The sequence below is a fragment of the Streptomyces drozdowiczii genome (assembly GCF_026167665.1).
In the GTDB taxonomy this organism is placed as follows: domain Bacteria; phylum Actinomycetota; class Actinomycetes; order Streptomycetales; family Streptomycetaceae; genus Streptomyces; species Streptomyces drozdowiczii_A.
The window spans coordinates 3,715,798-3,727,980 of record NZ_CP098740.1 but is presented as its reverse complement, the minus strand read 5'-3'; the positions used below and the strand labels follow the sequence as shown (position 1 = coordinate 3,727,980).

At 71.9% G+C, this 12,183-nt stretch carries 10 protein-coding genes; 4 read left to right on the top strand and 6 right to left on the bottom strand.

The window, feature by feature from the left end:
- Window positions 1-46 precede the first annotated feature (46 nt).
- Window positions 47-763 (bottom strand): GntR family transcriptional regulator, encoded by a 717-nt coding sequence (locus tag NEH16_RS16960; protein ID WP_073966459.1) that lies wholly within the window; start codon window positions 761-763, stop codon window positions 47-49.
- Window positions 764-905: 142 nt separating this feature from the next.
- On the opposite strand from NEH16_RS16960, the gene NEH16_RS16955 reads away from it, so the two are divergent.
- Window positions 906-3,125 carry a serine/threonine-protein kinase gene (locus NEH16_RS16955; protein WP_265543349.1) on the top strand — a complete coding sequence of 740 codons (2,220 nt, stop codon included), beginning with the start codon at window positions 906-908 and terminating at the stop codon, window positions 3,123-3,125.
- A 71-nt stretch (window positions 3,126-3,196) separates the two neighbouring features.
- Here NEH16_RS16955 and dnaN read toward each other — a convergent pair whose 3' ends face one another.
- The 4 genes from dnaN to NEH16_RS16935 all read right to left on the bottom strand — a co-directional run bounded on the left by dnaN (window position 3,197) and on the right by NEH16_RS16935 (window position 7,932).
- Entirely contained in the window at window positions 3,197-4,339 is a 1,143-nt protein-coding gene (gene dnaN, locus NEH16_RS16950) for a DNA polymerase III subunit beta (protein WP_265543347.1), read from the bottom strand.
- Between the two features lie 149 nt (window positions 4,340-4,488).
- Window positions 4,489-5,385 carry a glycoside hydrolase family 19 protein gene (locus NEH16_RS16945; RefSeq protein WP_073966462.1) on the bottom strand — a complete coding sequence of 299 codons (897 nt, stop codon included), beginning with the start codon at window positions 5,383-5,385 and terminating at the stop codon, window positions 4,489-4,491.
- Between the two features lie 188 nt (window positions 5,386-5,573).
- Window positions 5,574-6,455, bottom strand: coding sequence for a glycoside hydrolase family 19 protein (locus NEH16_RS16940; protein ID WP_374215648.1), 882 nt, complete (start codon window positions 6,453-6,455; stop codon window positions 5,574-5,576).
- A gap of 193 nt (window positions 6,456-6,648) precedes the next feature.
- Entirely contained in the window at window positions 6,649-7,932 is a 1,284-nt protein-coding gene (locus tag NEH16_RS16935; RefSeq protein ID WP_073966464.1) for an adenylosuccinate synthase, read from the bottom strand.
- A 186-nt stretch (window positions 7,933-8,118) separates the two neighbouring features.
- Between NEH16_RS16935 and NEH16_RS16930 the strand changes: the two genes are divergently transcribed.
- The gene (locus tag NEH16_RS16930) at window positions 8,119-8,970 is read left to right on the top strand and encodes a diacylglycerol kinase (RefSeq protein ID WP_073966465.1); all 852 of its coding nucleotides are present in this window, start codon (window positions 8,119-8,121) and stop codon (window positions 8,968-8,970) included.
- A 13-nt stretch (window positions 8,971-8,983) separates the two neighbouring features.
- Here NEH16_RS16930 and NEH16_RS16925 read toward each other — a convergent pair whose 3' ends face one another.
- A complete protein-coding gene (locus tag NEH16_RS16925) occupies window positions 8,984-9,538 on the bottom strand; it encodes a GbsR/MarR family transcriptional regulator (RefSeq protein WP_265543345.1) in 555 nt (184 codons plus the stop codon).
- 99 nt (window positions 9,539-9,637) lie between these two features.
- On the opposite strand from NEH16_RS16925, the gene NEH16_RS16920 reads away from it, so the two are divergent.
- Window positions 9,638-10,552, top strand: a complete 915-nt coding sequence (locus tag NEH16_RS16920) for an ABC transporter ATP-binding protein (RefSeq protein WP_265543344.1) — start codon at window positions 9,638-9,640, stop codon at window positions 10,550-10,552.
- A complete protein-coding gene (locus tag NEH16_RS16915; protein WP_265543343.1) occupies window positions 10,549-12,174 on the top strand; it encodes an ABC transporter permease in 1,626 nt (541 codons plus the stop codon). The genes NEH16_RS16920 and NEH16_RS16915 overlap by 4 nt, the downstream gene beginning before the upstream one ends.
- Window positions 12,175-12,183 lie beyond the last annotated feature (9 nt).

Sequence of the window (12,183 nt, the reverse complement as noted above, 5' to 3'; positions counted from 1 at the left end):
GGGGCGGCGACGGTGGTGCGGAGGGGCGGCGACGGTGCCCGGGGGCTCAGGCGCGCTCCTCGGCCTCCTCCGCGGACGGTCCGAGCCCGGCCAGGCGGTCGGCCCAGCTCAGCGCATGGCCGTTGTACCCGTCTATCGCCGCTCGCAGGGCCTCGCGGTCCCGGTGCGTGATGGCGGCGACCAGTTCGGTGTGGCCGTTCCACAGCCAGTCCCGCAGATCGGCGTCGCCCCGCAGGTACGGCACGGCGAACACCCAAGCCTGGACGCGCAGCCGGTGCAGGAAGTCGCTGATGTAGCCGTTGCCGATGAGCCCGCCGAGCTCGCGCCAGAAGCGCAGGTCGTAGCCGATGAGGATGTCCAGGTCACCGCTGCGCGCCGCGCGGGCGGCCTCCTCGGCCCGGCGGCGTACGGAGACGAGCGCGTCCCGGTAGTCGGCACGTCGCTCCGCGACCGGCTCGTGGAAGACGTCCCGGATGACCCCGTCCATGACCAGGGCGCGGGCCTCGACCATCGCCCGGTAGTCCGCGACCGTGAACTGGTGCACCCTGAATCCGCGGTGCTGGTCGGATTCGAGCAGGCCCTGCGCGGACAGGTCGAACAGCGCCTCGCGAACGGGCGTCGCGGACACCCCGTACTGCTCGGCGATCTGCTTGACGGTGAACTCCCGCCCCGGCAGCAGACGCCCGGCGAGCACTTCGTCACGCAGCGCGTCCGCGATCTGCTGCCGCAGGGTGCTGCGGGTGACGGCTCCGCTCGGGCACATGGCGCCCCTCCCCCATTCGGTTCCGGGTCACCTTAGACCGGGGCCGCACCGGCCCTGAGCCCCGGAGGGGCCCGGTCGGACGATCCACGCCGCTATTCTCGTCCCCGTCCGGCGTGTTGTCGTACGGGGGAGGCCGCACACCATGGAGAAGCTCGGGTCCACCGATCCCCAGCGCATCGGTGCCTACCGCCTGCTGGGGCGCCTCGGCGCGGGCGGGATGGGCCAGGTGTATCTGGCCCGGTCCGACCGCGGCCGCACGGTCGCGCTCAAGCTGGTACGCGAGGAGCTGGCCGCGCAGCAGGAATTCCGCGACCGGTTCCGCCAGGAGGTGCGGGCCGCCCGCCGGGTGGGGTCCACTTGGACCGCGCCCGTCCTGGACGCCGACACCGAGGCCGACGTCCCGTGGGTCGCCACCGGATATGTGGCCGGCCCCTCCCTCCACGCCACCGTCTCGGGCAGACCGGGCACCGTGTCCGGCCCGGCCCCCGGCGCCTACGGGCCCCTGCCGGAGCGGTCCGTCCGCATTCTCGGCTCCGGCCTGGCGCACGCCCTGAAGGCCATCCACACGGCCGGCCTGATCCACCGGGACCTGAAGCCCTCCAACATCCTGCTCACGATCGACGGCCCACGCGTCATCGACTTCGGGATAGCCAGAGCCCTGGACACCATCACCGACGGCGGCCTCACCCGCACCGGCGCCCTGGTCGGCACGCCCGGTTTCATGTCTCCGGAGCAGGTGCGGGGCGAGCGGGTGAGCGCGGCGAGCGATGTGTTCTGCCTGGGATCGGTGCTGACGTACGCCCTGACCGGCCGGCTTCCCTTCGGCGCCGCGGCCAACGAGATGCACGCGCTGCTGTTCCGCATCGCCCAGGAGGACCCGGACCTGACCGGGGTCACTCCGGGGCTCGACGACCTGATCCGCGGCTGCCTCCACAAGGACCCGCAGGCCCGGCCGTCCACCGACGACATCCTGGCGCTCCTGGCCGACGGCGACACCGGCGCGGAGCCCTGGCTGCCGGGCGCGCTCCTCGCCCAACTCGGCCGCCACGCGGTGGAACTGCTCGACTCGGAGGATCCCGAGGACGCGGTGCCGGCCGGCGCGGTGGCGCCGGGTGGCGGGGTGGTGCCGGGTGGCGGGGCTCCCACCGATGCGGGGCCCCGTGACGCCGCGCCGACGGACGCGGTGCCGGATCCGGATCCGGATCCGGCTCAAGCCCCGATCGCCTCCCCCGCCCCAGGCGTCGGGAAGCCGCAGGGCGCGGTCCCGCTCACCAAGCCGGGCGCCCCCGCCGGGGCGGTGAGCGACACCCCGTCCGACGCTGCCCCCGGCGTCCCGTCCGACGCCCCCTCCGACGCCCCGTCCGACTCGCGCACCGAGCCTCCCGCCGAGCCGGCGACCGAGGTCATCAACGCCCCCACCGGTCCGACCGCCCCGCTCCCGACTCCCGGGCAGCCCGGGCCCGGGCCCGTCCACGCGCTCCCCAACGCGGCCGCCGGCGCGGCCGGTGCCGCCGCCACGCCGCCGAGCGGGCCGCCCCCGGCCACCCCGCCTCCCGGCTACGGCTACCCGCACCAGGCCGCCCAGCCGCAGCAGGTTCAGGGCTACGGCCACCCGCAGCAGCCCAACCCCGGCCAGGCGTACGGCTATCCCCAGCAGCCGAGCCCGGACCACGGCTACCCGTACGGCTACCCGCAGCAGCCCGGCCCGGGTGCCACTCCCCCGTACGGCCCCGGCTACCCCACCGGCACCCAGCATCCGGCCCCCGCTCCCGAACCGGCCCGCCGGAGCAGCGGCTCGACCATCGCGCTGATCCTCGTCGCCGTACTGGTCGCCATCGGCGCGGGCGGGTCCGTCTACGCCCTCATGAACGACAAGGGCGGGACGCCCACGGCCAAGCCCACCCGCTCGGCCGGGCCCTCCCCGTCGCAGGCCATCGACGACTCCCCCACCCCCGACGTCTCCCCGGACCCCTCGCCCGACGACGGGGACAACGGCGAGGAGGGCGCCGTCCCCGACGGCTACCTGGGCTCCTGGTCGGGCAGCATCGACAACGCCACCGGACACTCCACCCGTGAACTCGTCATCCGTCAGGGCGAGGTGGGAGACACGGTCCTCACCCTGACCGCCGAGGGCCCTCTCGCCACCGGGGGCACCTACCGCTGCGTCTTCGAGGCGACCCTGAGCGCCGAGGCCGCCGACGGCGAGTCCGTCAGCATCGGCCCCTCCACCGTGACGGAGGGCGAACCGGCGGCTTCCTGCACTCCGGGGGCTCCGACCACGCTCACCCTGCTCCCGGACGGCAGTCTGAGCCGTGAGAACACGTCGAGCGGCGAGAAACTGACATACACGAAGACCGGCTGATCCGCCGGGCCGGGCGGGGCCGCCACCGCATCCGTACGGCCGCCGCCCCCTGTCCCGCCCCGCCGACGGTTTCACTGGACCAGCGGCCGTAGCGACATGAGCAGGTGCTGGTGGACCGTGTCCCCCGCCCCGTCCGCCGCTGCCGCCGCCGCCTCGTGGTCCTGGTGCCCGGTGATCATGGCGCGCTGGCCCTGGCCCATCAGCTGGAACCGGACCACCGGGGTGTCGAACGTGGCGAGCGCGTCCATCAAGTAGGAGGGGTTGAACCCCACGGTGATCTCGTCGGCGCCCAGGAGTCCGGCGGGCAGGCGCTGTGAGGCCACGTCGTCCTCGTACCCGGCCTGGAGCAGGACGGAGTCCGCGGTGAACGCGAACTGGAGCGGGCTGTCGCCGTCCGCCACGACCGCGACCCGCTTCACCGCCTCGACCAGCGGTTCGCGTTCGGTCACCGCCTTGACCGGCCCGCTGAGCACGAACAGCTTGTCGTGGCGCGGGAGTCGGCCGTCGAGCAAACGGACCGTGGTGCGCATGCCCTCCCGTTCGAAGCCCGCCGAACCGCCGTCCAGGGCGAGGCGGACCGTACCGGGGCGGCTGCCGACCGAGCGGGCGATCTCGCTGAGCCGGCGGGCCGAGACGACGACGTCGGCCGTGACGCCTTGGGCCGTGGGCCGCCAGTCGAGCGTACGGACGGCGAAGCGGTAGCGGTCGGTGGCCGCCAGGGTCATCCGCTCGCCGTCGAGCGCCAGGCGGATGCCGGTGAGTGTGGGGAGGGTGTCGTCCCGGCCGGCGGCCACCGACACATCGGCGACGGCTGCCGCGAACTCCTGCCCGTCCACCTCACCGAGTATCTCCGGCAGCGGCGGCAGCGCGGGATAGTCGTCCAACGGCAGGACGGAGAGCCCGAATCCGGCGCCGCCGCCCGTCACCGTGAACCGTGAACCCTCGACCGCGCACTCCACCGGTCCTTCGGGCAGCACCTTGCACACGTCCAGCAGGCGGCGGCCCATGACCAGGACCTTCCCGGGCCGCTCGGTCCGCGCCGCGATCTCAATGCGGGCGGACGCCTCGTAATCCAGACCGGAGATGCTCAGCCTGTCGTCCGCCGCCTCCAGCAGCAGCCCGCCCAGGACAGGTACGGGCGACCTGGTGGGCAGGACGCGGGCGGCCCAGGAGACGGCGTCCGCCAGCTCGCCTCGTTCGATCCGGAACTCCATCGTGCTGCCCTCTCCTCGTGCGCCGACCACCTGCGGTCCCGACGCTTGCGACGTTAGAGGCGACCACTGACAACGAGGCGGGGGACGCCTCCGGCCACGAGGCCGGAAGCGTCCCCCACACGAGTGAAGTTTTGGGTCGAAAGCCCTGGTCAGCAGCTCAAGTTGGAACCGGGCGTGGTGCCGAGGATCTGCACGAACGCCTGGTACTTGTCGATGCGGCTCTGGACCTGGGCGGGGTTGCCGCCGTTGCACTCGATCGAGCCGTTGATGGAGCGGATCGTCTCGCCGAAGCCGGCGCCGTTCACCATGGCGTTGTGGGCGGTCATGGTGCCCGGGCCGCTCTGGGTGTTCCAGTACCAGAGGCCGGTCTTCCAGGCCACGGCCGCGTCCTGCTCGACCAGGTAGGGGTTGCCCAGCAGGTCGATGCCGAGCGCGTCGCCCGCGGCCTTGTAGTTGAAGTTCCAGCTGAGCTGGATCGGACCGCGCCCGTAGTACGCGGCCTGGCCCGCCGGGCAGCCGTAGGGCTGGCTGCTGTCGCAGTAGTGCGGGTAGTTGGCGGTGTTCTGCTCGACGATGTACACCAGTCCGCCGGTCTCGTGGCTGACGTTGGCGAGGAAGGCCGCGGCCTCCTGCTTCTTGACGGTGTCACTTCCGGTGTTGGCGAAGCCCGGGTAGGCGTTCAGCGCGGCGACCAGCCCGCTGTACGTGTAGAAGGAACTGCGGCCGGGGAACATCTGGTTGAACTGCGCCTCACTGACCACGAAACCGGAGGACGAGCCCGGGTCGCCCGGGTCCGTGCCGCCTCCGCTTCCGCAGGCGCCCTTGTCGGCCCAGACGTCCGAGCTGCCCGGCTTCTCGTTCTGCGTCCACCACTTGGCGGTCCAGTTGTGCCCGTTGTACGAGGCGGTGCCGCCGCCCGTGTACACGGACGAGGCGTTCCAGGCGGCCGCGCAGTCGGCGGCCGACGCGGTGGTGGCGGGGAGTACGACGAGCCCTGCGACGACCGCGCCCAGCGCGGCGAGCAGGCCCATGATGCGACGGAACATCTGCACACTCCTTCGTCGCGGCGCACCGATCGTCGCGGCGCACCGCCGTGGGGGGTTGTCGCCACTCAAGCGCGGTTGGTCTGGACCTGTCAAGGTCTAGACCAAAAACCGGAACCTCTTCCGCCGCGAGACCCCCGGGGCCGCCCGCGACGCGAAGATCACTCGGGCTCCGGGGGTTTGAGACGGCGTCAGCAGGTGAGGTGCGAACCCGGGTCGACGCCGATGACCTCCGTGATGTGCTCATACTTGGCAGCCCGAGCCCGCACCGAGCCGGGGTTTCCGCCGTTGCACTCCAGCGATCCGTTGAGCGAGCGGATGGTCTCGCCGAAGCCGGCCCCGCCGACCATGGCGTCGTGGGAGGTCATGGTGCCGGGGCCGTTCTGGGTGTTCCAGTACCAGAGCGCGGTCTGCCAGGCGACGGACGGATCACGCTCCACCAGCCACGGGTCGTTGAGCAGATCGAGGCCGAGCGCGTCCCCGGCGGCCTTGTAGTTGAAGTTCCAGCTGAACATGATCGGCCCGCGCCCGTAGTAGGCGGACTGACCGGCCGGGCAGCCGAACGGCTGGCTGTAGTCGCACTTGATCCAGTAGTTGGCCTCGTTGATCTCCTTCACGTACCGCAGGCCGACCGACTCGAAGTCGGCGTGCGTCAGGAACGCCGCGGCCTCCCGGCTCCTGGTCTCCTCGGTCCCGGTGTTGGCGAAGCGGGGATACGCGTGCAGCGCGTCGATCAGGCCCTGGTAGGTGTAGAAGGCATCGCGCTCGGGGAAGATCTCGTCGAACTCCGCCTCGCTGATGACGAAGTCGGAAACCCCTCCCGTACAGGCGCCCGCGTCCGCCCAGACCGTGGTGGCGCCCGGATTCTCGTTCTGCGTCCACCACTTCGCCGTCCAGTTGCGGCCGTGGTGCGAGACCGTGCCGCCGGCCTTGTAGGCGGTCGAGGAGTCCCACAGGGGCGCGCACGACGCGGAGTCCGCGGCGGCCGGTGCGGCGGTGGCGGCGCCGGGCAGGAAGGCTGCCGTGGCGACGACCGCGCTCAGTACGGTCAGGATGCTCTTGATGCGGTTCAGCGCTGCTCACTCCTTCGACAGGACGGGCATGGTGCGCCGCACACCTCGGCGGGCGGGCCGTGCGGGCATCCCTGCACCCAACCGTCGCTGGTCTGAACCTGTCAAGGTCTAGACCAGGCGGCCCCGTCGGGCGCGAACATGCCGGAGGGCCGGGGCTCAACCGCCGCCCCGGCCCTCCTGTGCGCCTGTACGACTACAGGAACGAGTTGATCTCGATGGTCTCGGTGCGGCCGGGGCCGACGCCGATCGCGGAGATCGGGGCGCCGGACATCTCCTCCAGCGCCTTCACGTACGCCTGCGCGTTCTTCGGCAGGTCGGCGAACGTCTTCGCCTTGGTGATGTCCTCGGACCAGCCCGGAAGCATCTCGTACACCGGCTTCGCGTGGTGGAAGTCGGTCTGGCTGTACGGGAGCTCCTCGACGCGCTTGCCGTCGATCTCGTACGCGACGCATACCGGGATCTGCTCCCAGCCGGTCAGCACGTCCAGCTTGGTGAGGAAGAAGTCGGTGAGGCCGTTGACCCGGGTCGCGTACCGCGCGATGACCGCGTCGAACCAGCCGCACCGGCGGTCACGGCCGGTGGTGACACCGCGCTCGCCGCCGATCCGCCGCAGCGCCTCGCCGTCCTCGTCGTGCAGCTCCGTCGGGAACGGGCCGGCGCCGACACGGGTCGTGTACGCCTTGAGGATGCCGATGACCCGGCTGATCTTGGTCGGCCCGACGCCGGCACCGGTGCAGGCGCCGCCCGCGGTCGGGTTCGAGGAGGTCACGAAGGGGTACGTGCCGTGGTCGACGTCGAGCAGCGTGCCCTGGCCGCCCTCGAACAGGACGACCTTGCCCGCGTCGATGGCGTTGTTCAGGACGAGCGTCGTGTCGGCCACGTAGGGCTTGAGCTGCTCCGCGTACTGGAGCATGTCCTCGACGACCTTGCCGGCCTCGATGGCGCGCCGGTTGAAGACCTTGGCCAGAAGCTGGTTCTTCTGCTCCAGGGCCGCCTCGACCTTCTGCTCCAGGATCGACTCGTCGTAGAGGTCCTGGACGCGGATGCCGACCCGGTTGATCTTGTCGGCGTACGTCGGGCCGATGCCGCGCCCGGTGGTGCCGATCTTGCGCTTCCCGAGGAACCGTTCCGTCACCTTGTCGACGGTGACGTTGTACGGGGTGATCAAATGAGCGTTGCCGCTGATCAGCAGCTTCGACGTGTCCACGCCGCGGTCGTTCAGCCCACTCAGCTCGGAGAGCAGGACCGCCGGGTCGACGACGACACCATTACCGATCACCGGAGTACATCCGGGTGACAGGATGCCGGAGGGGAGGAGATGCAGTGCGTACTTCTGGTCACCGACGACCACCGTGTGGCCGGCGTTGTTGCCGCCCTGGTAGCGCACCACATAGTCCACGGATCCACCGAGGAGGTCGGTGGCCTTTCCCTTGCCCTCGTCACCCCACTGAGCACCGAGCAGCACAAGTGCGGGCACAGGCGTACACCCCTTCCGGGCGGGGCATGTCCAAGGTCAGGGGGCGTACGAAAACGCCGTACATGCCGTACGTCGTTGTACGGCACAGTCCGAACCGTCGAACCGGGTGCCCCGGAATAGACGAAACCCCTGGCGCAATAGCGCAAGGGGCTCTTGCACCAAGATGCTACCCGAGGAAGGACCGAGGTGTCGGCTGCCCAGCCCCCCGGTAACGGTGCGCCCCACCTGCTGGTGGTGATCGATCCGGTCGCCCGCCGGACGGACGGCGAGTCCGTCCGCATCGCGAAGGACGTGCTGAGCGCGGGCTCGCACGCCAAGATCTGCCTCCCGGACAGCCCCGGCGAGTTCGCCCGGGCCCTGTCCCGCCGCGGCGGCCGGCGGCCGGTGGTGATCGGCGACGACCGGGCGCTGCGGCGCGCCGTGTCGCTGCTGCACCGGGAGCGGGAGCCCGCCATGAGCGCGCTGTCGCTCGTCCCCGTCGGCGCGTCGGGTGCGCTGGAACTCGCCCACTCGCTCGGCGTGCCGAACAGTGCCGTGGCGGCGGCGCGGACGGCGCTGGACGGGGCGGTACGGCGGCTCGACCTGCTCGTGGACGACAGCGACGGCGTGGTCCTGGGCGCGCTGCGCATCCCCGCGCTGAACGGCGCCCCCGGCACGGGCGCGGACCGCCCGGGCGTGTCCTCCGTCTGGGACGCCTGCCGCTCCCTGGTCCGCACCCTGGTGCGCCCCGCACCTCCGGAACCGCCCGCCGTGCCGCCGACGCACCGGCTGCGCGTGGAGGCCGACGGCGTCGTGCTGAACGACCTCGACCGCCCGGTCGCCTCCGTGACGGTGACGTCGGGCTGCGGCGACGACGGCTTGGCCGCCGTGACGATCGACGCGCCGGACACCGCCCCGGTCACCACGGAGGCCAAGGCGGTCACGGTCTCGGGGGCGGACTTCCGCTACCGGGCGGACATACAGGTCGCGGGGCCGGTGCGGACCCGGACGTGGACGGTCCGGGCCGGGGCCTGGGGGCTGATGCTCCCGGCGGGATAGCGGGCGCGGGCGGTCAGGTGCCCGCGCCGGGGCTGCCTGCCGGCAGGTCGAGGGTCTTGCGGTGCTCCTCCCAGCGACCCATCAGCCCCTCCAGCTCCGACTGCAGGAACTCGAAGAACGCCGCCGTCTCGGCGATCCGGGCGCCGGCCGGGGTGTGCTCGCCGAGCGTGCGCGCGCCTTCCTTGAGGGTGCGCTCCCAGCGGGTGAGGACCTGGTCGCGGCTGGCGAAGGTGGTGTACCAGATCTCGTTGTGCAGGCGGTACCGGTCGCGGCGCGAGCCCGGTTCGCGTTCGCGGCCGACCATGCTGACCTGCGTGAGGTAGTTGATCGCGCCGGATACGGCGGCGGGACTGATCTGCAGGGCCAGGGCCAGCTCCGCCGAGGTCATCGAGGCGTCGTCGTCCGCGAGCAGGGCCGCGAAGACGCGCGAGGCCATGCGCTGCATGCCCGCCTCGGTCATCTCGGACGCGAACCGCTCGACAAACCGGGCGACGGCCTCGGCGTCCCGGTCCCCGGGGCCCCGGACCGCGCCCTCGGCCGCGCTCTCCTCCGCGGATTCGCCGCTCATCCCACTCCTCTTCCTCCGTGCGCCAATGCATGTCACTCCTTCGAGTTTATACGGTTCTTTAACTTCACAATTTTGTGAAAGTAGCCTACGTTCAAAATCATGACGAAGGCAATCACCGTGGCCGGACTGTGCAAGTCGTTCGGCCGGACGCAAGCGCTGGACGGGCTCGACCTGGCCGTCGAGACCGGTGAGGTCCACGGCTTCCTCGGGCCGAACGGATCGGGGAAGTCCACCACCATCCGGGTCCTGCTGGGGCTGCTCAGAGCCGACTCCGGTGCGGCCCAGCTGCTCGGCGGCGACCCCTGGCGCGACGCGGTCGAGCTGCACCGGCGCGTGGCGTACGTGCCCGGGGACGTCACGCTGTGGCGCAACCTCTCCGGCGGCGAGGTGATCGACCTGTACGGGCGGCTGCGCGGCGGTCTCGACGGGGCCCGGCGGGCGGAGCTCGTGGACCGCTTCGAGCTCGACCCGACGAAGAAGGGGCGGACGTACTCCAAGGGGAACCGGCAGAAGGTGGCCCTGGTCGCGGCCTTCGCGTCGGAGGTCGATCTGCTGATCCTGGACGAACCGACCAGCGGGCTCGACCCGTTGATGGAGGAGGTGTTCCAGAGCTGCGTGGCCGAGGAGCGTGAGCGCGGCCGGACGGTGCTGCTCTCCAGCCACATCCTGAGCGAGGTCGAGTCGCTCTGCGACCGGGTCAGCATCATCCGCCAGGGCCGGACGGTGGAGACCGGATCGCTGGCGGACATGCGCCATCTGACACGGACGCACATCAGCGCCGAGCTGATACGCGATCCGGACGGCCTGACACGGCTCCCCGGTGTCCATGACCTCGATGTCGAAGGGCGGCGGGTCTCGCTCCAGGTGGACACGGACCAGCTGGACGCCGTCCTCAAGTCCCTCTCCACGTCCGGTGTCCGCTCACTGACGTGCACCCCGCCCACCCTGGAGGAGCTGTTCCTCCGCCACTACACGGCGGACGCCGGGCAGTCGTCGGGGGTGGTGGCGCGATGACCGCCGTACCTCTCGCGACGAAGGCGGGTGTGCGGCGCCGGGCCTCCACCGGGCAGCTCACCGGTACCTGGGCCCTGCTCAGGCTCGCCCTGCGGCGCGACCGCATCGTCGTCCCCGTCTGGGTGCTCGTTCTCGGCGGCTCCTTCTCCTCCGTCGGTACGTCCATCTCCTCGCTCTACGAATCCCCGGCCCAACGAGCCGAGCTCGCCGCGTCGATGAACGGCAACAGCTCCGTGCGGGTGATGTACGGGCCCGTGTTCGGCGACTCCGTCGGAGGGCTCGTCAGCTGGCGCATGCTCGCCTTCGGCGCGGCGCTGGCGGCGGTGATGAGCCTGGTCGTCGTCGTGCGCCACACCCGGGAGGAAGAGGAGACGGGTCGCCAGGAGATGCTCTCCTCGGCAATGGTGGGGCGCCGCGCTCCGCTCACCGCCGCACTGCTCACGGCGCTGATCGCCAACGCCGGGCTGGCACTGGTGATCGCGGCCGGAATGGCCGGCTCGGGTGCGGGGGGCGCGGGAGCGGTGGCGCTCGCGACGGCCGTCGCCGGGGTCGGGTTGCTGTTCGCCTGCACCGCTGCGATCGCCGCCCAGTTCACCGAGAGCGGGCGCCTCGCGAAGGGGGTCACGGCGGCGGTGGTGGGTGCCGCGTTCGTCCTGAAGGCGGCGGGCGACTCGGCGACGGACGACGGCTCCTCCCTCCTCACCTGGCTCTCCCCGCTCGGCTGGGCGGAGAACGTCCGGCCGTACGCGGACGAGCGCTGGTGGGTGCTCCTCCTGATCGGCGGCGCGGTGGCGGTGCAATGCCTCGTGGCGTACGCGCTGACCGGGCGACGGGACGTCGGCATGAGCTTCCTGGCGGCGCGTCCCGGGCCGGCGCGGGGACGGATGTCCACCGCCTGGGATCTCGCGATACGGCTGCAACGCGGTGCGCTCCTGGGGTGGACGGCGTCCTTCGCCGTGGTCGGCTTCGTCTTCGGCGGACTGGCCGACGGGGCGGCGGACCTGGTCGGGGACAACGAGAAGGCGCGGGACATCTTCGAGCGGATGGGTGGGCAGTCCGGCCTCACCGATGCGTTCCTCGCCTCGATGGTCTCCGTGCTCGGCACGGTCGCCGCTCTGTACATCGCCGCGTCGGTGCTCCGGCTGCACGGTGAGGAGACCGCCGGACGCGCGGAGCCGGTGCTCGCGGGCGGGGTCGGCCGGCTCCGCTGGGCGGGGGGCCATCTGCTCATCGCCTTCGGCGGGGCGGCCCTGATCATGGTGGTCGGCGGTCTCGGCCTGGCCGCGGGATACGGCCACGCGCTCCCGGCCGTGCTCGGCGCCTGTCTGGTGCAACTGCCCGCCGTCTGGCTGCTCGGCGGGATCACGGCCCTGCTCCACGGGGCGATACCGAAGGCGGCTCCGGCGAGCTGGGGCGTGGTGGGGCTCTGCCTGGCGCTCGGCTGGATCGGGCCCGCTCTGGACCTGCCGCAGCCGGTGATGGACGCCTCGCCGTTCACGCATCTGCCGAAGCTGCCGGGAGCGGGGATGGAGTGGGGGCCGGTGCTGCTCCTCACCGCGCTGTCGGCGGCGCTGGTGGCCGCGGCCTCGGCGGCGTTGCGCCGCCGGGACCTGGTGACGTGAGGCGGGGCG

What these genes read in the sequence shown, in the direction of transcription:
- NEH16_RS16915 (WP_265543343.1), top strand. Translation starts at nt 10,549, where the DNA reads ATGACCGCCGTACCTCTCGCGACGAAGGCGGGTGTGCGGCGCCGGGCC.
- dnaN (WP_265543347.1), bottom strand. Translation starts at nt 4,339, where the DNA reads ATGGAGTTCCGGATCGAACGAGGCGAGCTGGCGGACGCCGTCTCCTGG.
- NEH16_RS16960 (WP_073966459.1), bottom strand. Translation starts at nt 763, where the DNA reads ATGTGCCCGAGCGGAGCCGTCACCCGCAGCACCCTGCGGCAGCAGATC.
- NEH16_RS16945 (WP_073966462.1), bottom strand. Translation starts at nt 5,385, where the DNA reads ATGTTCCGTCGCATCATGGGCCTGCTCGCCGCGCTGGGCGCGGTCGTC.
- NEH16_RS16955 (WP_265543349.1), top strand. Translation starts at nt 906, where the DNA reads ATGGAGAAGCTCGGGTCCACCGATCCCCAGCGCATCGGTGCCTACCGC.
- NEH16_RS16925 (WP_265543345.1), bottom strand. Translation starts at nt 9,538, where the DNA reads ATGAGCGGCGAATCCGCGGAGGAGAGCGCGGCCGAGGGCGCGGTCCGG.
- NEH16_RS16920 (WP_265543344.1), top strand. Translation starts at nt 9,638, where the DNA reads ATGACGAAGGCAATCACCGTGGCCGGACTGTGCAAGTCGTTCGGCCGG.